The following is a 22,606-nucleotide window of genomic DNA, read 5'->3' as shown; positions in this document are numbered from 1 at the left end:
CGTTAACCAAATCCGTTAAGGTTAACTCGCCGCTTCGATGGCCCTAAAAGACAGGCATATGGTTAAAGAAAGCTAAACGGCATTCGGCCGGAAAAGCTAAAAAATCGCATCTTAAGCATGCGCGCTTAACGACTTTTTCAGGATTATCCGAAGGCCCGTCGAAGCGGGTGCTTCGGATTAGCGGAAGAGCGGTCTTACTTTTGAAGAGGAAGTTCGCCGCGAAGGCTCTATCCATTTTGCGCACATAAAACTATCAGTCCGAAAATCCTAAGGCCGGTGTTAACTTTCTTGAACGCTCATGTGGTGTCACGGTCACTGCGTCTATTCGCACGGGTGACGGTCCGTTGGGATCAGAGAGCGGTTATTTGCATTGAAAAAGAGGATCCGTTTACATCAACTTCGAGTGGGCATGTTCATCGAGGAGTTGGAGGTCAGCGCAAGTCGGGTGGCTCCGATCGTTGGCGGCTTCCTTATCTCTTCACAAGCCGACGTTCGCAGGGTAGCGCAAAGCCACGCCCTGAGCGCCGTCATCGACACGACGCGAGGAACTGACATCCAGGCAGATGTGCTGCCGGAGGACATGATAGGCAGCGTTGCATTCGATGGCTATATCAAGTCCGAATTCACGCCAGAGCAGATCGGGCAGGCTCGCAAAGCGATCGCGGAAACACAGCCATACATCCGGACTGTCTTGAGCCAAGCGCGACTGCATCGGGTTTTTCGAGTTGACGCGGCTAACCAGGTGGTTGAACAGGTTATGTCAGAGGCATTGACCAATGCAGGGGCGCTGGTCGGTGTGGCCAGGCTCAAAGACAAGGATGAGAGCACATTCCTTCACTCGTTAGCGGTCAGCGCGTTGATGATTACATTTGCGCGTAGTCTCGGGTTGGAGGAACAGACGGTCAGACTTCTAGGGCTGGGCGGCCTGGTGCATGATATCGGTAAAATGGTCTTGCCCATCGAACTACTGCAAAAGCCCGGCTCTCTCACGGATGACGAACTTGCAATCATCCGGACGCATCCCGAGCGGGGTCATGAGATGATTTCTCAAAATTCGGGACTTCCGAAAGCGATCCTGGACATTTGCCTCTATCATCATGAAAAGTTCGATGGCTCCGGCTATCCGCAAAAGCTTTCGGGGAGCGCCATCCCGTCCGTTGCACGCATTGCGGCAATTTGTGACGTGTATGATGCTCTTACGACCATACGCCCCTATAAGCGGGCTTGGACGCAATCGGAAGCGATTGACACCATGCTTCGCGCTAAGGGGCATTTCGACCCTGAGCTTTTGAAGGCCTTCATATCGAATATGATTATTGATGATGTCATTCGATAATGGGAATGGTTCGCCGGGGCCGCGTTGAAATTACTGCTGCGGCCCGGATGCGTTTGTTTGGCCGCCGTCCTTCTCTTTCAACAAGGCGTCATAGGCAGCAATCAGCCTGTTTGTATCGACTTCGTTCTCTTGGGGTCCGAAGCTGAGGTGGCTCACCATGAAATCGGAAAAGATCGCCGTCGGACGATTGAGAAGGGCCGGCAAGTCGATCGTCAGCAGACCTTCGTCATCGCCCTTGGGAAGGGCCATATAGATCAGGTCTTTGCCGAGCCAGGCAATGAAGTTGATCGACTGACGCTCGGTCCACTCGATGATTCTAGCGGGTAACGGTAGCTGCTTGTTGCGACTTTGCAGGAAAAAATCATGAAGCGCAGTTGCTCGCCTGCCGCTTTCCCAAAGACTTCCACCGAAGCCGCCCGGCGGCCATTCGAACAGGCCGAGCTCTTCAGGAAGCGATCCAGCGGCCTGTTGCCAATATGCGCAAACGCCATTGTTGACGACGTTGGCGGAGACGATGAAATAGTTGGGATTGCCCCGACGAAACTCGACAAAATCTTCGAGCCTGTCGACGTCCATATAGACGATGTCATCATCGCACTTCAGGAATATCGCATCCGAGTATCTATTCAGCCTTGTCGCATAGTAATTGTAGGCTTGGGAGTAGGGCGGCTTTTCCTCCGGATTGCCGAGGAAGCGTTGTGTTCGCGAACCTGTGTCGCCGAGCTCCAAATTCGCTCCCCATCCGCCGCGAACCATGATCGATGCACCAGATGGAAATCTAAGGTCGTTCCATTGCCCGACGAGTACATGGTTCACATGGAGCTGCATACCATCCGTGTTGCTTTTAATCACGATCTGATTGGCCACGCCCGGTGACAAGATACCAGGTGTCGTCCGGCTCCATATTTCCGATTCGTTCGTGCGCTCGAAACTAAGCAAATCGGCCCGCGAAAGTCTGCGTAGTGCGGTGTAATGATTGTCCCAGCCGCCTATGACCATTTCGAAGAAATAGTCGCTGTTGTCATTTGGAACTATGGCGATGTGGAAGTCATTGCAGATTGCCGCGGTTGTGCGAAAGGAACGCTGGTCTGTCAGTGCTCCCGCTAATTGGTATCGCGCGCCAGATTCCATGTAGCGCACCGGGCCGAATTCGCGGGTAACCCATTCATGGTCATCTTGCGAACGCGTGAAATCCCAAACATGCCATTCATCGATCAGTCCGCGCGCCATAGCCCGACGAACGTAGTCGGTCAGGATTTGCATTCTTTTCTGCCTGCCGGCGAAGGTGACAAGGATAACGGGGGCCATGCAATTCTCGCTTTGAAGTGGGTATGTCGCTTAACGTTTCGGAACAATGGGATTTGCCCAGAGGCGGCCGTCCGTTAAGATCGGTGCATGGTCGTGCCGCTCAGCCAGCTTTTCGATATATCGTTGTCGGTAGATGCGATCGCCCTCGAACTCGGTATTCTCCAAGACGATTTCCGCACCGATCTCGTAGTACACATCGAGGTTGCGCAAATCAGGCGTCGGCGTTTCACCACGTTCGCATTCACCTTGCATTTGCCAGAACAACTGTTCGAGGCGCCGGGCTGTGGCGGGCATGTCACGCAATACGCTCGTGTCTCGACGTTGCTGCAATGCGCTTCTGATCGCAGTCAGTCGATGCGGGTCACGGGCTAAGCCGATGGCCTTTGCCACATAATCTTCCGGACCCAGACAAATCAGTTCATCGACGCCGGCGGCGGAAACGATGCTGTTGCAGAAACGAGCGGCAAAGCCCTTGCCCGGGAAGGTGAGGACGGGCAGCCCCATTGTCAGGGCATCAGACGCGGTCGAGTGGGCTCCATAGGGAAAGGTATCGAGGAAAAGGTCGGCAAGTCCAATTCGTGCGAGGTGGTCCGGATTGGCAGCCTTTGCCGCGAAAATAACTCGCTCCGGTGCGACGCCATGTTGTTCTGTCGTCTGGCGCAGCCGTTGATTGACATCATCCTCTCCACCGAGCAACCAAAGAACACTATCTGGCACGGCGGCAAGAATTGTCATCCACCGAGCAAACGATGCTTTGGTGATCTTCTGCATGCCGTTGAAGCAGGCGAATACGAACGCCTCCTCCGGCAAGCCGGCGTCTGAGCGGCTGGACGCAGAACTGATCAGACGCTTGCGGTCGACCGGCTGATTGCAGCCGATCCGCAGTACTTTTTCCGTAAAATAGATTTCATTGCCGGGTGGGATGATATGTTCATCGGCGATGATATAGTGATGGTACGGGCTTCCCATGGAGCCGGGATAGCCGCAAAAATTGACGATGACCGGGGCAGGCCGGTAGGCGAAGATCTTGGTTCTTGCGTGCTTTGTATATCCATTGACATCGATGAGGATATCGATCTCGTCCGCGGCGATCAGTAAGGCTGCATCCATATCGCTTAAGTCGGCAATATCGCGCCAGGAATCGATGGCTGCCTTTATTCGTTCCTGTGTCGCATCGTTTGCTCGCGGCTCGCCACAGTAGTAAGCGAAAATCTCGACATTGCTTTTGTCGTGTAATTCAAAAACCTCGCTCAACGCAAAACCGACCGCATGATCGCGCAGATCCGAGGAGACATAGCCGACACGGAGCCGTCGTTCGGTTCCTGTCTTCATGCACGGCTGCTTGCGTGCGAAATTCGTCAGGTCGGGCTGGCCGACGAGTTGCTTGTTGTAGCGATAGGCTTTGGCAAGTTGAAAGAGTGGGTCGTCGGCGTGGCAGGAAAGTGTCAGGGGGGACATCGCATCGAGAAGCTGGCGCGCAGAAACGTGTTCTGACCCAACAAGCGTTGGCCATTTGCATTGGCGTTGCCGCAGCGCCGTCCAATGCTGGGCAGATTCAGGCTTGTCCGGCCGCAATTCGATAGCCTGCCACAACGCAGTCTCCGCCTCTTCAAAACGCCCGGCATTCTCCAGCACGCGGCCAACATGCTGCAACATCATCAAGCGATGGCCGGCCCGGTCCGCGGTGATATCGTTTGTTGCCTCCAGATAGCCGCGCCATTGCTGGACCGCCTGGCCTATGAGGCCATAATCTTCAAGCGCGCGGCCGAGATTGACATATGCTTGTCCGAAGCGCGGATCGATCTTGAGACAGGCGCGCAGCGCATTGATCGCGCCGGCGATATCCCCCAGCTGTCGAAGCGTGACCGAGTAGTTGAAGTAAATGATGTGCAGTAGGGCATGCGTGTCGTTGAACGCGATCCAGGTCTTGTAGAGCTCAGCCGCGCCGGCGGTCTGACCGGTCGCGCTAAGAGTCTCGGCGGTTTGCAAGAGTTCGTTCAGAGGCAGCTGTTGATTTCGAGCCTTGATGTTGATCTCTGCGAGTGAGGACAGGGTATCCAAGGTAACTGCATTGTCAAAAGGCATAGGCATCCCGCTGCGAATGATGTTTTGGTGGTCCTGAGGCTAAACATGACCGTCACCACTCGTTTATCGATGCTAGCTTGCTTTGGGCTTGTCAGTCTTCTGGGAGGCAAAAGTAATTTATTCAATTTCTGATAATCGTATTGCGGAGATAGTAGATACAAATGGTTGTTTGTCGGCGTTATTCAAAATAATTCTTGATAAGTTTACAAACAAAAAGTTGTAAAGATCGAAAATATCATATGTTTTATTTTCGGATGTCGATATGCGGCAAAATGCTGTTTTTAGGATACGCAGGTGATCGAGAAACGTGACGAAAATTTCGATTCCATCGGATGTATAAGATGCGACTTATGTACAGCTTATATAATTTGAGAACGCAACATTTGATTGAATACAAATAATAGTATGAATGATTTCTTTGATAAAGACATATATTCGCGCGTGTGCGATATATAAAATATATTTACAGTTGTTTTCCGAATTTTTTATTTGGAAATAATGCTTCGTTAACCTGAAATTAAAGAGGCGCCGTTTAGTCCTTTCGTTAAGACACGAGCTGATGGCGCAATATCAGCCTGTGCTGAAGTCCGGTTTTGATCGAGCGGCTCGATAACAGCGAGACGCTTGTAAGGCAGGCGTTGGAATCAGGGTCGTTGCGGACCCTGCATGCATGAAGCCCTCCCAACGCTTCGGCTCCTGAGAGCCATGTTTCTCTCACAACATTCTTTCCGTTCGGCGGGATGCCAAGTCGCATGGGCTGCAACAGCGCCCGGCCATGTCGGTGTCACGGTCTCGGCGCGTCGTGCGTCTGAAGCTGTGTCCAAGAGATGGTGCGCTCTTTTCATACTGTCGGCGTTTGAGAAATGACGTCTGCTATAGGTTAACATTAGGGGCCCCCGACCAATGACCTCAATCATTTCTTCCTTGACCGTCAATCAAATCAAATCCCTTTCCACCACCACCATCGCATCCTTGACGACCAATGACGTGGCCGCGTTGAGCACCACACAGATCAAGGCGCTCTCCTCCTCGCAGATCAAGGCACTCAGCACAGCTGATGTCGCTGCGCTGACGACGGATCAGATGAGCGCGGTGTCCGCAAGCGCGATGAAGGGTTTAAGCCTCGGCCAATTGGCTGTCCTCGACACGTCAAAAATAGAGAACTTGAGCACCGACCAGGTCGCTGCTCTCGGTGCGGATCAAATTGGTGGATTCGACTCTTCGCAAGCTGGTGCTTTGACGACGTCGCAGGTTCGCGTCCTCACGTCAGCCCAGATCGGCGCTTTGTCGACGGACGATATTGCCAGCTTCTCGACAGGCGATGTTTCCGCCATCACGACGGCAGCGCTCGCGGGCCTGTCTACGGCGAATGTCGCCGCACTTTCGTCCGATCAGGCAGCCGTGCTCACCACGGCTCAAATTGCTGCGCTGAAGACCGGGCAGGTCAACGCGCTGACCTCGACGCAAGTTGGCGCTCTCAGCGCCTCGCAGGTCGGCACACTCAGCTCGACACAGGTTGCGTCCCTCAGCACCGCAAACATTGCCGGTCTTTCGACAGGTCAGGTCGCAGCGCTCTCCGCCAAGTCGGTGGCCGGGTTAACTACAGCCCAGATCGGAGCGCTCGGCTCTGACAATATCGCTGCACTGACAACGGCCCAGGTCGGAGCTCTGAATTCCATCCAGATCGGTGCGCTCAGCAGTGCTGAGATTGCCGGTCTTTCCACGGCAGATATCGCTGCAATCAACACCACAGCTCTTGGAGGTCTTTCGACCGCAAATATCGCGATCCTGTCCTCCGATCAGACGGCTGCGCTGCGGAATGAGCAGATTGCCGCACTCAAGACGACCCAGATCCATGCGCTTTCGTCCACGCAGGTTGGTGCACTGAGCACTGCGCAGGTCGCAAGTCTCAATTCGACCCAGGTTGCCGCGTTGACCACCGACAATGTCGCGGGCCTTTCGACCGCGCAGATTGGCGCTCTTACATCGAAGTCCGTAACTGGCCTTTCGACCGCGCAGGTCGGTGCCTTGAGCTCCACCCAGGTCGAGGCGTTGAGCCCGGTCCTCATCAGCTCCTTGAACTCGGCGCAGATCGGCGCCCTGTCGAGCGATGACATTGCCAGCTTCTCAACCGCAGACATCGCCGCCATCACGACCACGGCGCTTGCTGGTCTCTCGACTGCGAACGTCGCGGCGCTGTCGTCCGATCAGGCCGCGGTCCTGACGACGGCACAGGTTGCCGCCCTGAAGACCACTCAGATCCATGCTCTCACCTCGACGCAAGTTGGCGCGTTGAGCGCCTCGCAGGTCGGCACCCTCAGCTCGGCCCAGGTCACTGCGTTGACGACCGATAGTGTCGCCAACCTCTCGACCACGCAAATTGGTGCCCTGACGTCGAAGTCCGTCGTCGGCCTCTCGACCGCGCAAGTCGGTGCGTTGAGCTCCACTCAGGTCGAGGCATTGAGCCCCGCTCTTGTCGGTGCATTGAACTCGGCGCAGATCGGCGCCCTGTCGAGCGATGACATCGCCAGCTTCTCGACCGCTGACATCGCCGCCATCACAACGACAGCATTGGCAGGCCTGTCGACGGCCAATGTCGCTGCGCTCTCGTCCGATCAGGCTGCCGCTCTGACGACAGGTCAGGTCGCTGCCTTGAAGACGACGCAGGTTCATGCACTCACCTCGACCCAGGTCGGTGCGCTGAATGCCTCGCAAGTCGGTACCCTGAGCGCGGCTCAGGTGACTGCGCTCACCACTGATAACGTCGCCGGCCTTTCGACCAGCCAGGTCGCCGCGCTCTCCGCCAAATCGGTCACCGGTCTCACCACTGCGCAGGTCGGTGCGCTGGGTTCTGGCAATGTCGCCGCGCTTTCGACCGCTCAGGTCGGCGCGTTGAACTCAACCCAGATCGGAGCCTTGAGCAGCGCAGAGATCGCCGGTCTGTCGACCGCCGATATAGCGGCCATCAACACGGCGGCTCTCGGTGGCCTGTCGACCGCCAATGTCGCAAACCTGTCGTCTGATCAGGCCGCCGCGTTGAGGACCGAGCAGGTGGCGGCGCTCAAGACCGGGCAGATCAATGCCCTTACATCCACGCAGCTTGGAGCTCTTAACACGGCTCAGGTCGGTGTACTCAGTGCGACGCAGGTGACCGCGCTGACGACCGACAATATCGCCGGTCTTTCAACCACTCAGGTTGCAGCGCTTTCCGCCAAATCGGTTACCGGCCTCACCACCGCGCAGGTTGGTGCGCTCGGTTCGGGCAATGTCGCGGCCCTTACCACAGCCCAGATCGGGGCGCTCAACTCCACTCAGATCGGCGCATTGAGCAGTTCTGAAGTTGCCGGTCTGTCGACCGCCGATATCGCGGCTATCAATACCGCCGCTCTTGCGGGCCTTTCGGAGGCAAATGTCGCGGCGCTCTCGTCTGATCAGGCCGCAGCGCTGACAACGGCTCAGGTCTCAGTCCTCAAGACCTCGCAGGTCCATGCACTCACCTCGACCCAGGTCGGCGCTTTGAGCACCTCTCAGGTTGGTGCGCTCAGTGCAGCTCAGCTGGGCTCGCTGACCACCGACAATGTCGCCGGACTGTCGACCACACAGGCGGCGGCACTGTCTGCCAAATCGGTTACCGGTCTTACCACGGCTCAGGTCGGCGTACTCGGTTCCGACAACGTCGCCGTGCTCACGACCGCTCAGGTCGGCGCGCTCAACTCAACGCAGATCGGTGCCCTGAACAGCGCGGAGATCGCCGGCCTCTCGACCGCCGACATCGCCGCCATCAACACGGCGGCCCTAGCGGGCCTTTCGACTGCAAACGTCGCGGCCCTGTCGTCGGATCAGGCCGCTGCACTCACCACGGCTCAGGTTGCGGCGCTCAAGACAACGCAGGTCCATTCGCTGACCTCGACACAGGTCGGTGCGCTGAATACCTCGCAAGTCGCTACTCTGAGCGCTGCTCAGGTTGCCTCGTTGACGACTGACAACGTCGCCGGCCTGTCGACAACGCAGATCGGCGCTCTGACATCGAAGGCGGTGGTGGGTCTATCGACGGCTCAGGTCGGGGCTCTGGGCTCGACGCAGGTCGCAGCCCTCAGCCCGGCCCTTGTCGGCGCGCTGAACTCGGCCCAGATCGGCGCCCTTTCGACGGCCGATATCGCCAGCTTCTCAACCGCCGATATCGCCGCGATCAGCACGGCAGCTCTTGCAGGTCTTTCGACCGCAAACGTTGCCGCGCTGTCGTCCGATCAGGCAGCAGCACTCACCACTGCCCAGGTTGGCGCTCTGAAAACGACGCAGGTCAATGCACTGACATCGACCCAGGTTAGCGCGCTCAATACGTCGCAGGTAGGTGCGCTGAGCGCGGCTCAGTTGGGTGCGATCACCACCGACAATGTCGCCGGCCTTTCAACCACTCAGGTCGCGGCGCTCTCGGCCAAATCGGTTACCGGTCTCACTTCGGCTCAGGTCGGTGCTCTTGGCTCGGACAACGTTGCGGCCCTTAACACGGCCCAGATCGGGGCGCTCAACTCCACTCAGATCGGTGCGCTGAGCAGCACGGAGCTTGCGGGTCTATCGACTGCCGATATCGCCGCGATCAATACGGCCGCTCTCGCAGGTCTCTCGGAGGCGAATGTCGCAGCGCTCTCGTCCGATCAAGCAGCCGCACTGACGACAAGTCAGGTCGCTGCCTTGAAGACGACGCAGGTCCATGCACTCACCTCGACCCAGGTTGGCGCTCTGAGCACCTCCCAGGTTGGTACGCTCAGTGCAGCTCAGCTGGGCTCGCTGACCACCGACAATGTCGCCGGACTGTCGACAACCCAGATTGGTGCGTTGACATCGAAGGCGGTGGTGGGTCTATCGACGGCTCAGGTCGGGGCTCTGGGCTCGGCGCAGGTCGCAGCCCTCAGCCCGGCCCTTGTCGGCGCGCTGAACTCGGCACAGGTCGGCGCCCTTTCGACGGCCGATATCGCCAGCTTCTCAACCGCCGATATCGCCGCGATCAGCACGGCGGCCCTGGCAGGGCTGTCAACGGCAAACGTCGCGGCGCTGTCGTCCGACCAGGCAGCAGCACTCACCACTGCCCAGGTCGGTGCTCTGAAAACGACGCAGGTCAATGCCCTTACATCCACGCAGCTTGGCGCTCTGAACACGGCTCAGGTCGGTGTGCTCAGTGCGACGCAGGTGACCGCGCTGACGACCGACAACGTGGCTGGTCTGTCGACCGCTCAGGTCGCAGCGCTTTCCGCCAAATCGGTTACCGGCCTCACCACGGCCCAGGTCGGCGCCCTCGGTTCTGACAATGTCGCAGCCCTTACCACCGCTCAGGTCGGGGCGCTCAACTCCACTCAGATCGGCGCCCTGAGCAGCTCTGAAGTTGCCGGTCTGTCGACCGCTGATATCGCGGCTATCAGCACGGCGGCACTTAGCGGGCTGTCGGAGGCAAATGTTGCGGCCCTGTCTTCGGACCAGGCCGCGGCTCTTACAACGGCTCAGGTCTCGGTCCTCAAGACCTCGCAGGTCCATGCACTCACCTCGACCCAGGTCGGCGCTCTGAGTGCCTCACAAGTGGGTACGCTCAGTGCAGCTCAGCTGGGATCGTTGACCACCGACAATGTCGCCGGTCTGTCGACCACACAGGCGGCGGCACTGTCTGCCAAGTCGATTACCGGTCTTACCACGGCGCAGGTTGGCGTGCTCGGTTCCGACAACGTCGCCGTGCTCACGACAGCTCAGGTCGGCAGCCTGAACTCCAGTCAAATCGGGGCCTTGAGCAGCGCCGAGATTGCTGGTCTGTCGACCGCTGATATCGCCGCCATCAACACGGCGGCCCTTGCGGGCCTTTCGACCGCAAACGTCGCGGCGCTATCGTCGGATCAAGCGGCTGCACTCACCACCGCTCAGGTCTCGGTCTTGAAGACCACGCAGGTCAACGCACTCACCTCGACACAGGTCGGTGCCTTGAACACTGCGCAGGTTGGGACGCTTAGCTCGGCTCAGCTTGGTGCGCTGTCGACCGATAACGTCGCCGGCCTCTCAAGCACCCAGGTTGCGGCATTGAGCACGAAGTCTCTCGCGGGCCTCACAACGGCTCAGGTCGGTGCTCTTGGGTCTGACAATGTCGCGGCACTCACGACGGCCCAGGTCGGTGGTTTGAACTCCACCCAGATAGGTGCCCTTAACAGTGCTGAAATAGCCGGTCTATCGACCGCCGATATCGCTGCGATCAACACGGCAGCACTCGGCGGCCTGTCTGAGACCAACGTTGTAGCCCTGTCATCCGACCAGGCTGCCGCCTTGACCACGGCGCAGGTGGCGAGCCTCAAGACCTCGCAGGTCCATGCTCTCACGTCGACCCAGGTCGGTGCACTGAGCACCTCGCAGGTGGGCACGCTGAGTGCAGCTCAGCTGGGTTCATTGACCACCGACAATGTCGCCGGCCTTTCGACCACCCAGATCGGCGCTCTTACGGCAAAGTCGGTTGCCGGTCTCACCACAGCCCAAGTCGGTGCTTTGAGCACGGATCAGGTTGGTGCGTTGACTTCCGCTCAAGCAGCGGCTTTGACCTCGAGCCAGGTCGGCGCCCTGTCAACGGCTGATATCGCGGCCTTCTCGACCGCCGATATTGCGGCGATCAGCACGACGGCTGTCGCCGGTCTCTCCACGGCAGACATCGGCAGCTTCTCGAGTGATCAGGTGCAAGCGGTCACGTCGAACCAGATCGCGGCAATGAACACTGATCAGGTGGCGGCCATCATTGCCGCTTATCACGCGAGCTAGTATCTGTCAGATGCCGCTCAAGATTGAGCTTCGAAAGTAACGAACTGTCCACGGCGCCCACAAGGCGCCGTGGACTTTTGTACGCAGTAGCACTCTTGCTCGGCATGTCCTCGGCCAGTTCGTCAAACGAGGTACCAAAGTCTACGCGCTAATCCGCGATCACTCGAAGGCCAAGTATGGCTTTTTTTCAGAACTGGGGTGTGAATCGGCGTCGCCGAATGACCCCGTCCATCTTTGAAATATCAATAGCTTGTGACGCCGATTTATCCCTAATCTCCGCGCCGATTCACACACCCATACTCGATGAAAACGGAGTGCAAGAAGCGGTGGCAGTCGATCCCGCTTCTCCTTCGGGCCACGATGTTGAAGCTCCTGCGGCTGCCCTTGTTCCGCTTCTTGTGCGTCGAGAATTCCCGAAATCCCGGCCTGCGGCCGGCGCCATGCTGATTTCTCCGATGCTCTTCATCGTTTCCGGATCGCGTCGCGCTCGTCTCACGTCGCGCTGGCACGATAACACGGTTCTGTCGTTACGAAGGCTTTGTCGGGGTCGGGAGAATTCCTGTACTGACTTTCCGCCTGCTAAACGCAAGTTTCAGAGCATCAGCGACGGCTCGGATAGCAGGAACGGTCGTGACTTCGGAATGTACGACGAGCCAGACCTCCCGCGTCAGGAGAGGTTTATCGTTGATGCGCTGCAACCCTACCAACGTTTCCGGTGCGAAATCGGGCAGGATGACGACTCCGCCGGCAGTTCTGGCTGCGGCTGCCTGATATTCCAGAACTGAAGACCTGATGGTGACGGGACGATCTCCCGCCACTTCCTGCAGGCGGACCTGCTGCGGCGATGATTTCATAGAGTCATCGTAGCCGATAAAAGTCCAGTCTTCGGGAGAAATGGTCCGCAGGTACTCTGGCGATGCGTAGAGGTTAAAGTTGATCGTTCCGAGCTTTGCGATCGAATAATCACCTTCCTCAGGGCGCGACATCCGAATGGCGATGTCCGCCTCTCGTCGGTTGAGGGAGGCAAAGCGCTTTTCACCGAGCAGGGTGACCTGAATTCCGGGAAATTCCCTCCTGATATCGACGATGGGCCGCACGAGAAGTGCCGTCGACAAAGCGGGCGGCGCACTGATGCGTACGTGGCCTCGCGCTTCCGTCGGGCTGCTGCGTCCCAATTGCTCGATCACCATCATCTGGCTTGCAATAGGGGCGGCGAGACTTGCGACCTGCTCTCCGTCCGGCGTGAGGACGATACGGCGCCCGCGTCGGTCAACCAGCTTCCGCCCCAGCTTCGCCTCCAGTGATGCGACCCGCCGGCTGACGGTCGCATGCTCGACGCCAAGGTTCTTTGCGGCACCGAGCAAGGTTCCGACCGTTGCAAGCGCCAGAAAATGCCTGAGATCATCCCAATCGGGCTGTGTGAATTCCTTCCCATTCATTGGGCAACAATAGGGAATTTTCAATCGATACGCCATGGGGCACGATGCTGTAAATCAGGAGATAGACCAATGACAGACCAAGTCGTAATGCTTGTCGCCCCCGGCGACGTCACCCAGTTTCGTGTCGAGGCACAGTCGATCGCACCACCGGCGGCGGGCGAAGTCAGGGTTCGCCATCAAGCGATCGGTACGAACTTCCTCGATATCTACCACCGTAAGGGCCTTTATCCGCTGCCAAGCTATCCGGCGGTGATCGGGGCTGAAGCCGCTGGTATGATCGAAAAGGTCGGACCTGGAGTCGACGGCTTCAAAGCGGGTGATCGCGTGGCTTATGCTGGTGCCCCAGTCGGAGCCTATTCTTCGGTCAGAAACATCGCTGCGGAGCGCTTGGTTCGCCTTCCGGATGGTATCTCGACCAAGACTGCAGCCGCTTCGCTTTTGAAGGGTATGACAGCGCATATGCTTCTTCAAAAGGTCTGCCAGATAGGTGGCGGCGACACCGTTCTCGTGCAGGCCGCCGCCGGCGGTCTCGGAAGCGTCCTTGTCCGCGGCGCGAAATCTTTGGGCGCGACCGTGATCGGTACAGTCAGTTCGAAGGAGAAGGCCGATCTGGCCAAGTCCTACGGGGTCGATCACCTGATCGTCGGCCGCGATGCCGATGTCGTCGCTGAGGTCAAGCGATTGACCGACAATCGTGGCGTCGATGTCGCCTATGACGGGATCGGTGGTGACATGCTGCTCAAGAGCATTCGCTCGGTCAAACCGTGGGGGATGGCGATAACGATAGGGCAGGCCGCAGGCCCGATCCCGCCCGTTGCTGTTGAGGAGCTTCGCCCCGGAAAATCGCTCTCGCATCCCAGCGTCATGGCCTGGTGCGCCGACATTGCCAGATACCAGGAGGCCGCACGGGCTGCAGTAAAATGGATGGAGGCAGGCGTCGGTTCACATATCAGCGGCGAATATGCCTTGGCCGAGATCGTCAAAGCGCATGAGGAGATTGAAACCGGTCGTTCGGCGGGAAGCATCCTTCTTCTTCCGTAGGCGTTCCTTAATTACAGCTCGGAAAACGGTCTCGGTATGACTTCGCGTGGGGAGGTATACGTGACACGATGCGTATACCGCTGCGCTACCTCAACGCATCGACGTTGTCGTACTGGATCGTTCCGAAGATGCATGAATGACCGCTGGCTCGTCACGCAATGTGCTCCCTGTCATAGGAGAAAGCGCGAACGGTGACGCTTTCTCAGCGAATATTACCAACCACGTGAGCTTATATTGGCGCTATCGAATATAATGGCGCTACGCCTTTAGCGGAATTTCGGTGGTATCCCGGTGGTATCTTAGCCCGAAACGAGCGATAAGGCAGCTTTGGGAAAATAAGTTATCTATATGATATCATTTGCTAAAGTTTATGGTTGGAACGCTCCGCCATTGCATCTCCTGTCCTCAGGAGTGACAGGACAAAGACGAAAAAGACCGGGACGAAGAAGACAGCAAGGACCGTTGCCGAGATCATGCCGCCGAGCACGCCGGTACCGATGGCGTTCTGGCTGGCGGCACTCGGTCCTGTTGCGATTGCCAACGGCACGACGCCGAGTGTGAAGGCAAGCGACGTCATCACGATCGGACGGAAGCGGACGCGGGCAGCCTCGACCGCCGAATCGAGAAGGGATTTGCCCTCTGCATAGTAATCTTTCGCGAATTCGACGATCAGGATGGCGTTCTTCGCCGACAGGCCAATGATCGCGATCAGGCCGACCTTGAAATAGAGGTCGTTCGGCATCTCGCGCAGCATTGCCGCCAGCACGCAGCCGATGATGCCGAGCGGCACGACGAGCATGACCGACAGCGGGATCGACCAGCTTTCGTAAAGGCCCGCCAGCAGCAGGAAGACGAACAGGATGCTGAAGGCGAACAGGATCGGCGCCTGATTGCCGGAGGCGATTTCCTCGCGCGACTGGCCGGACCATTCGTAACCGAAACCTTGCGGAAGTTCGGATGCGAGGCGCTCCATCTCGGCAATGGCGGCACCCGACGACTTGCCTACCCCTGCTTCCCCGGTGATGCGGATCGTCGGATAGCCGTTGTAGCCGACGATCTGCGGATCGCCCTTGCGCCAGTCGGCGGTCGCAAACGACGAGAGCGGCACCATTCCGCCGCTGGCATTGCGGACGTTCAGCTTCATCATATCCTCGACCTGCATGCGGCTGCGGCCGTCCGCCTGTACGATGACCTGCTGCATGCGCCCTGCATTGGGGTAGTCGTTGATGTAGGACGAGCCGAGGTTCGCGGTGATGGCATCGTTGATGTCGGTGAAGCTGACGCCGAAGGTGTTTGCCTTCTCGCGGTCGATCGCAAGCATGATCTGCGCGGCTTCCTGCATGCCTTCGACACGGACATTCGTCACCACGCTGCTCTTTGCCGCCTTCGCCATCAACTCGTCTCCAGCCTGCTTCAGCGCCTTCTGGCCGCGCCCGGCGCGGTCCTGCAGCCTGAAGGAGAAGCCGTTCGTCGTGCCGAAGCCGTCGATCGGCGGCGGCGAGAGTGCATAGGAGGTGGCATCCTTCAGGCTGGCGAACTGCGTATTGACGCGAGCGGCGATCTCCGGCACCGAGCTGCCGGCTGGCCGCACGCTCCAGTCCTTGAGCGTCACGAAGGCGATGGCCGAGTTCGGGCCGTTTCCGGAGAAGCTGAAGCCCTGGACGGCGAAGATGTTTTCAACGGCCGGCTCGGCCCTGAAAATTGCCTCGATCTGCTTCAGCGATGCGATCGTACGATTGGCGCTCGCCTCCGGCGGTCCTTGTATGTCGACGATCAGGATGCCTTGGTCTTCCTCCGGCACGAAGGAGCCGGGCAAGTTGACGAAGAGGTAGCCGAGGCCGACGGCGAGAGCGAGATAGACGGCCATCACGCGTCCCGAGCGGCGCGCAAGGCCGGCCGCGGTCTTGGTGTAGCCTGCCGTCATTCGGTCAAACTTGCGGTTGAACCAGCCGCCCAGACCTTTCTTCTGATGATGATTTCCGTCGATCGGCTTCAGGAAGGTGGCGCAGAGCGCCGGTGTCAGCGACAGTGCCAGGAAGGCCGAGAACATGATCGAGACGACCATGGTCAGCGAGAACTGCCGGTAGATGATGCCGGATGCGCCGGGGAAGAACGCCATCGGAATGAAGACGCAGGACAGCACCAGCGTAATGCCGAGGATGGCGCCGGTGATCTGCTTCATTGCCTTCTGTGTCGCTGCTTTCGGAGGCAGACCTTCTTCGGCCATGATGCGCTCGACGTTCTCGACCACGACGATCGCGTCGTCGACGAGAATGCCGATCGCGAGCACCATGGCAAACATGGTCAGCACGTTGATGGAGAATCCCGTCGCATACATGATGGCGCAGGTACCGAGCAGCGCGACCGGAACGACGAGCGTCGGGATGAGCGTGTAGCGGAAGTTCTGCAGGAAGACGAACATCACGATGAAGACGAGCACGATCGCCTCGACGAGCGTGTGCACGACCTTCTCGATCGAGGCGTTGACGAACGGGCTGGTGTCGTAGGGGATCGAATATTCGACGCCCTTCGGGAAGAATTTTGACAGCTCGTCCATCTTCGTTTTGATCGCCTTCGACACGGCAACGGCGTTGCCCGTCGAAGAAAGCTGGATGGCAAGGCCGGCGCTCGGGTTGCCATTGAGCCGGCTCGCCGTCGAATAGGCTTCCGCGCCATCCTCGACGCGGGCGATGTCCTTCAGGCGTACCGTCGAGCCGTCGGGGTTGGCCCGGAGGATGATGTCGCCGAATTGCTTTGCGCTGTTGAGCTGGCCCTCGACGATCACGGTCGCGGTCAGATCCTGGCTGACCGGGTTGGGCATGGCGCCGATCTGACCGGCTGCGACCTGCGCGTTTTGCGCAGCGATCGCCGCGCTGATGTCGGCGGCCGTCAAATGAAGGCCGACCATCTTGTCGGGGTCGATCCAGACGCGCAGCGCGCGCTGCGAGGCGAAGACCTGGGCGCGGCCGACACCGGGAAGGCGGCGGAGTTCTCCAAGGATGTTGCGGTTGATGTAGTCGCCAAGCGCGATCTCGTCCATCTTGCCGTCGGTCGAGGTCAGGGCCGCGATCAGCAGGAAGCCGGCGCTCGCTTCCTCGACCTGAATGCCCTGCGTGCGGACCGCCTGCGGTAGCCGCGCCTCGACGCGGCGAACGGCGTTTTGAACGTCGACCGTCGCCTTGCCGATATCGGTTCCGGAGACGAAGGTCGCGTTGATGCCGACCGAACCGGAATTGTCCGAAGTCGATTCGAAATAGGCGATGCCATGGACGCCGTTCAGCTCCTCCTCGATCAGGCGGGTAACCCCCTGATAGATTTCCTGCGGCGAAGCGCCGGGGTAAGACGCTGAAATGGAGAGCTGCGGCGGAGCGACCGCGGGATATTGCGCGACCGGCAAGATGGGGATCGTAATGATCCCCGCGATCATGATGAAGAAAGCGAAGACCCATGCGAGGACGGGCCGCTTGATAAAGAACTGTGCCATGATTTGGTTACTTTGCGGCCTGGTCTGACGTGTTCGGATCGGCGCTTCGCGGCGTCCATGGTTCGGCGACGACCTTGCCGCCGGCTATGACCTTCTGGACCCCGTCGGCAATGATGGTTTCACCGTCCTTGAGCCCGGAAAGGACGATCCATTCGGCGCCGAGTGACGCGCCGAGGACAATATTGCGCACCTGTGCTGTCTGATCAGAAGAGACGACGAAGACCTGCGGATTGCCGTCCGCATCCCGTGTCACCGCCCTTTGCGGAATGGTGATGCCGCTCTTCTGCACGGCCTGTTCGATGCGTACGCGGACATACATGCCCGGCAGAAGATCGCCCTCCGGATTGGGGAATTCCGCACGCAGCGTGACCTGCCCCGTGTTAGGGTCCACATTGGCGTTCGAAAACAGGAGCTTACCCGGCTTGGAATAGGTGTTCCCGCCATCGAATACGAGTTCGACGGCTGCCTGTCCCGGCGCCGGGCTCTGGAGCTTGCCGTCGCTGACAGCACGCTTCAGCGTCAGGAGATCCTGCGCGGATTGCGTGAAGTCGGCATAAACAGGATCGATCTGCTGTATGAGCGCGAGGTTGGAAGCGCCTTCGGCTGTGACAAGCGTGCCCTCGGTCACGAGAGCTCCGCCGATGATGCCGGTAATGGGCGCCCGCACCTGCGTATAGTCCAGATTGATCTCGGCCTCGTCGAGAGCGGCTTCCTGGGCTGCGACATCGGCGTCGGCCTGCGCGAGATTGACGGCGGCGGTGTCGTAGTCGACGGCCGTCGAGACATTGCGCTCACGAAGCGAGCGCTGGCGCTCGAGCTGCTGCCTGGCATTGGCCTGGACGGCCTTTGCCTTCTGCAAGGCCGCCTTGGCGCTGGCCACTCGCACCTGGAACAGCCTCGGGTCGATCCGGTAGAGGACGTCGCCCTGACGCACAAGGCTGCCCTGCTCGAAGACGCGTTCCAGCAGGATGCCCGAGACGCGAGCGCGCACCTCGGAGACCCTGGTCGCCGCGATGCGTCCTGGAAGCTCGCTCATGACCGGGACCGGATGAGCCTTGATTTGCAGGACGCCGACCGCGGGAGGCGGCATCTCGCCGCTCTCCTGGGCGCGCACATGGCTGGAAGCCAGCGCAAGCGTCACCATTGCCGCCAGTATTGCCTTCCAGCAAGGCAGTTCGAATGCAGATCGCATAGATGTATTCCCACTTAACCGTGACGCGACGAGATCGTCTCCGTCGTGTCGACGGCATGAACCTATTGGACGGAGCCGCCTCGACGCCCGGCGCGAGCGGCACTTCGTCCGAGCCTAAGAAGACATTGGGAATGTTGGTCTTTGGTCGACGTTTTGTGGAGGTTTCATGGACGATGGCAGAGGAATATTGACGTGCAGGCCCTGTCTGACGTTTCTTTCCGGTGAAGGAGCCCTGGATGGAAAATGCACTGATATTGATCGTCGAGGACGAGCCGGAGATCTCCGATATTCTCGAGCGCTATTTTGAGCGCGAGGGATTCCGCGTGCTGACGGCGGCGGATGGAGAGATCGCGCTTTCCCATCATCAGCGGCTGAGGCCGGATCTCGTGGTTCTCGATGTCAAGCTGCCGAAACTCGACGGCCACACCGTGCTTGCCACCATTCGCCAAAGAGGCGATACGCCAGTCATCATGGTTACTGCGCTCGCCGATGATCTCGACAAGCTGCATGGGCTGCGCTCCGGTGCCGATGATTACGTCGTCAAGCCGTTCAACCCAGTCGAAGTGGTCGCGCGGGCGCGGGCCGTTCTCAGGCGTGCTTCGGGCATTGCCGCGAACAAGGTGCTGCGGGTCGGAAGGCTTGCGATCGATCCGGTGGCGCATATGGCTGTCGTCGAGGACGGCGAGAACCGTATTCCGCTGAACCTGACACGAACCGAATTCCGTATCCTCGAATACATGGCGGGCTTTCCGAACAGGGCATTCGAGAGGGGCGAGATCGTCGATGCGTGTCTGCCCGAGGGCGACGCGCTCGACCGGACCGTGGACAGCCACATGAGCAAGCTTCGCCGCAAGCTGGATGCCGCAGGTGTCGGCGAGCTCCTCAACGGCGTCAGGGGAGTGGGTTACCGCCTTGGCGACTTCGGTTAGCAACAGCCTCAATCGGCAAATCGTCTGGTCGACGACGATCGTCGCCTTCGTCGCCCTGTCCGTCATGTTTTTCGGATTCCTGATCTACGGCTATCTCTATGATTGGCTGTTTAAGAATTCCGGCGCTTCGGATGACTGGGCAGTCAGCGACTTCGTCGTCCTGGGTATCAATGTGGCGATCGGGCAGGCCGTCGGCGCCTATGTTGGATGGCGGCTCGCCAGACGCCTCGTCAAACCCTTGACGGCGGTGACGGAGGCCGCCCGCCTGATCGCGGATGGAGATTTTGCCGGCCGGGCGACCGGCGAAGGCAATTTCGGCGAGGCCGATCGCCTGATCAATGACTTCAATCGGATGGCGGAGGAGCTGCAAAGAGCGGAAAAGGAGCTCCAATATTCGAATTCCGCGATCGCGCATGAATTGCGCACGCCGCTGACCATCCTGCGCGGCCGCATGCAGGGGCTGGCGGACGGCGTATTCGAACCGACGCAGGAGGTATTCCGCGGATTGATCGGACATATCGATGCGCTGACGCGCATCGTCGACGACCTCAGAACGCTGTCGCTGATGAATGCGGGGCGCATGGAGCTGCAGCAATCGCGCTTCGATGTCGGGGAGGAAATTGGAGACATCATCGATTCCGTGAGACCGACGCTTGCCAACCTCAGCATCAGGATCGAAACCGATCTGCAGAAGATCACAGTGTTTGCAGACCGGGCGCGTGTCCGGCAGGCGGTGCTTGCCCTCATCGACAATGTCGCACGCTACGCTCCCGGCTCGACGCTGAGGTTGGTTTCGCAGGAGGCCGATAAGCTGTGCGTTATCATGATTTCCGATGACGGTCCTGGCATGACGGCCGCGGAGAGCGAACGGGCCTTCGAGCGGTTCTGGAGAGCAGACGATGCCAGAACGCGACGCGGTGGCGGATCGGGTCTCGGTCTTGCCGTTGTCAAGGCCATAGCCGAGGCGCATGGCGGCCATGCCACAATCGACAGCCGCAAGGGCGGAGGCACGACGGTCGTTCTTGCGATCCCGCGCTGTTGAAGCCTCGCGGGATGCGGCGGCGGAGCATCGCATGCATGAGGTTCATCCTCATGCGTTGAGGATACGCCTTAACACGTCCGTCAATTCGGTCTTGCCCCGACGAAGTTCGCCGACATCCTTCTCGGCGTCTATTCGGCCCGCATTATGGGCAAGGTAAAGTTCGACCAGCAGTCGCGTATAATCCTCGGACAGGCCGGCTCGTATCAACGTGGCCTGCCACTCGGTCTCGGGAAGTGGCTGGGCGATGACCTCGCGCCCGACGAGAGAAGCGATGGCGGCCGCGACGTCGTTCGGCGTATAGCGATTTGGGCCTTCGGCATGGACGATTCTTGCCGCTGCTTCATGCTTCTCCAGAAGCAGCTCGGCAGCGATCGTCCCCACGTCGAAGGCGGAAATGGTCGGAAGAGCCTTGGTCAGCGGATGATAGAAGCTCGGCAACCGACCGCTCTCTGCCGCTACATTCGCCAGCCGTGCCCAGTTTTCCATGTGCTCGGCGGATCGCAGCAGGATAAGCCTGATCTCCAACTGCCGCAGCCGGGCCTCCAATGCGTGGAAGATCAGGGTGACGCCGGTTCCGGAACTGTGCTGTGCGCCATAGTCGGAGATCGCGAGAACGGTTTGCGGCTTGGCGACAGCCAAGGCCTCGCCAAGCGAATCGACCAGCCGTCTCATACTGGAATCGGCCTCCCGGGCGCGAATATCGACCGGACAAATGACCTGGACGGCGCTTGCCCCTTTGAATGCCGTCGTCAGTGCTTGATGGTCATGCATATCGGCGATGGCGATCTCGCAGCCGAGATCCGAAAAAGCCTGTGCTTTTGAGGCATCGCGCAGAATTGCCCGAACGGGAACACCGGTCTTGCGCAGGACGGCGATGGTCGTACGGCCAACCTTACCGCTGGCACCAAGAATTGCATGCATGAGGTTTTCTCCTGTCGATCTGCCCACAGGCTATTCGTCTCTGCTCATGGAATCGCGCAGGTTCGGACGGCCGATTGCAGGTTTGGACGACAATCGAACTTATGAATGCATTCGGCTTATCATGCCGGGGGTAAGGCCGAGGAGGCGCCTCATCCAGTGCGTCATGTGGCTCTGATGGGCAAAGCCCGACGCCAATGCGATCTCGGCGAGCGGCATCTCGGTGGACAGGATGAGCAATCGCGCGCGCTCGACGCGGCGCGTCAGGATATAATGGTGAACCGGCATGCCGAAGGTGGCACGAAAGAGCGGCTTCAAATGCGATACGCTCAGGCCGACTGTCGCGGCGAGATCGGCAAGAGACAGCGACTGATCGATATGGGCTTCGATGAAATCCGCCAGGTGTCGCTGATGGCGCCTCGTCAGGCTGGCGCCTGTCGGGATGACATCGACTGGGGCCTGTCCACTGCCTTCTACCAGGCGGATCGCCAGTGCCAGTCCCAGCGCCTCGGCATAGGTTTTGTCCGACGGAATGGGGGACTCGATTTCGGCCTTGATCGCCCAGGCGATCGATTCGATCCGGGAATCCCGAAGCTGGAATTTTGGTGCCAGAGAAACGGTATCCGGATTTCTGTCGAGTGCTTCCGCGGCAGATTGAAGGAGTCCCTGCTGGATAGTCAGACGCAGAATAGTGCAGTCCCCGTCATCCTCCCACCAGCCATCCAGCCCGGCAGGAACGATATCGATATCGCCATGCGCCTGCCGACGCCGGTACTGACGGCCGTCGCACTCACAAAAGGCGTTCACGGCCCGTCCGAAATGAATACCGAGTCGATGCGTCTGCGATCCAGGCACATGGGTGCGGCCAGCCTCAATATGAAGGAAATTCGCCTCCAAGCCTTTCCAGCCGCGATCCCTGCTGGAGAGAAGGGTCGTGGCGGCACTGTTGAGCTGATCCATGATTGCGCGCTTCCGCCAAATCCACCGGCCCGAATTGAGGGCGATCTTGATCCGGGGATTATAGGTAGGACAAGGCGTCCGGTCGAGCC

At 59.2% G+C, this 22,606-nt stretch carries 12 protein-coding genes and 1 pseudogene; 6 read left to right on the top strand and 7 right to left on the bottom strand.

Annotation, left to right across the window (positions count from 1 at the left end; translation table 11 throughout):
* The first annotated feature begins 370 nt into the window (after nt 1-370).
* A complete protein-coding gene (locus AC13Q5_RS16555) occupies nt 371-1,336 on the top strand; it encodes a cyclic di-GMP phosphodiesterase (protein ID WP_488502429.1) in 966 nt (321 codons plus the stop codon).
* A 30-nt stretch (nt 1,337-1,366) separates the two neighbouring features.
* Here the strand turns inward: AC13Q5_RS16555 and AC13Q5_RS16550 are convergent, their stop codons facing one another.
* Nucleotides 1,367-2,644 (bottom strand): DUF6250 domain-containing protein, encoded by a 1,278-nt coding sequence (locus AC13Q5_RS16550; RefSeq protein WP_488502428.1) that lies wholly within the window; start codon nt 2,642-2,644, stop codon nt 1,367-1,369.
* A gap of 30 nt (nt 2,645-2,674) precedes the next feature.
* Nucleotides 2,675-4,729, bottom strand: coding sequence for an O-linked N-acetylglucosamine transferase, SPINDLY family protein (locus AC13Q5_RS16545; RefSeq protein ID WP_488502427.1), 2,055 nt, complete (start codon nt 4,727-4,729; stop codon nt 2,675-2,677).
* Between the two features lie 903 nt (nt 4,730-5,632).
* Here AC13Q5_RS16545 and AC13Q5_RS16540 point away from each other — a divergent pair.
* A pseudogene (locus tag AC13Q5_RS16540) lies at nt 5,633-6,736 on the top strand (beta strand repeat-containing protein); the annotation flags it as partial.
* A 69-nt stretch (nt 6,737-6,805) separates the two neighbouring features.
* A complete protein-coding gene (locus tag AC13Q5_RS16535) occupies nt 6,806-11,512 on the top strand; it encodes a beta strand repeat-containing protein (protein ID WP_488502453.1) in 4,707 nt (1,568 codons plus the stop codon).
* A gap of 527 nt (nt 11,513-12,039) precedes the next feature.
* On the opposite strand, the gene AC13Q5_RS16530 is transcribed toward AC13Q5_RS16535, so the two are convergent.
* Nucleotides 12,040-12,951 (bottom strand): LysR family transcriptional regulator, encoded by a 912-nt coding sequence (locus tag AC13Q5_RS16530; RefSeq protein WP_488502426.1) that lies wholly within the window; start codon nt 12,949-12,951, stop codon nt 12,040-12,042.
* A gap of 69 nt (nt 12,952-13,020) precedes the next feature.
* On the opposite strand from AC13Q5_RS16530, the gene AC13Q5_RS16525 reads away from it, so the two are divergent.
* Nucleotides 13,021-13,992, top strand: coding sequence for a quinone oxidoreductase family protein (locus AC13Q5_RS16525; RefSeq protein WP_488502425.1), 972 nt, complete (start codon nt 13,021-13,023; stop codon nt 13,990-13,992).
* Between the two features lie 361 nt (nt 13,993-14,353).
* Here the strand turns inward: AC13Q5_RS16525 and AC13Q5_RS16520 are convergent, their stop codons facing one another.
* A complete protein-coding gene (locus AC13Q5_RS16520) occupies nt 14,354-17,476 on the bottom strand; it encodes a multidrug efflux RND transporter permease subunit (RefSeq protein WP_488502424.1) in 3,123 nt (1,040 codons plus the stop codon).
* 7 nt (nt 17,477-17,483) lie between these two features.
* The gene (locus tag AC13Q5_RS16515; RefSeq protein ID WP_488502452.1) at nt 17,484-18,620 is read right to left on the bottom strand and encodes an efflux RND transporter periplasmic adaptor subunit; all 1,137 of its coding nucleotides are present in this window, start codon (nt 18,618-18,620) and stop codon (nt 17,484-17,486) included.
* Nucleotides 18,621-18,904: 284 nt separating this feature from the next.
* On the opposite strand from AC13Q5_RS16515, the gene AC13Q5_RS16510 reads away from it, so the two are divergent.
* Nucleotides 18,905-19,597: a response regulator gene (locus tag AC13Q5_RS16510; protein WP_075854860.1), complete on the top strand. Its 693-nt coding sequence runs from the start codon at nt 18,905-18,907 to the stop codon at nt 19,595-19,597.
* Nucleotides 19,581-20,639, top strand: a complete 1,059-nt coding sequence (locus tag AC13Q5_RS16505; protein WP_488502423.1) for an ATP-binding protein — start codon at nt 19,581-19,583, stop codon at nt 20,637-20,639. The genes AC13Q5_RS16510 and AC13Q5_RS16505 overlap by 17 nt, the downstream gene beginning before the upstream one ends.
* Before the next feature lie 48 nt (nt 20,640-20,687).
* Here the strand turns inward: AC13Q5_RS16505 and AC13Q5_RS16500 are convergent, their stop codons facing one another.
* Together AC13Q5_RS16500 and AC13Q5_RS16495 are read right to left on the bottom strand one after the other, a co-directional pair.
* Nucleotides 20,688-21,560, bottom strand: coding sequence for an NmrA family NAD(P)-binding protein (locus tag AC13Q5_RS16500; RefSeq protein WP_488502422.1), 873 nt, complete (start codon nt 21,558-21,560; stop codon nt 20,688-20,690).
* A 99-nt stretch (nt 21,561-21,659) separates the two neighbouring features.
* Nucleotides 21,660-22,517, bottom strand: coding sequence for a helix-turn-helix domain-containing protein (locus AC13Q5_RS16495; protein WP_488502421.1), 858 nt, complete (start codon nt 22,515-22,517; stop codon nt 21,660-21,662).
* Between the last annotated feature and the right edge of the window lie 89 nt (nt 22,518-22,606).

The sequence above is a fragment of the Martinezella sp. CNPSo 3964 genome (assembly GCF_057784375.1).
This window is presented reverse-complemented; position numbering and strand designations above follow the sequence as displayed.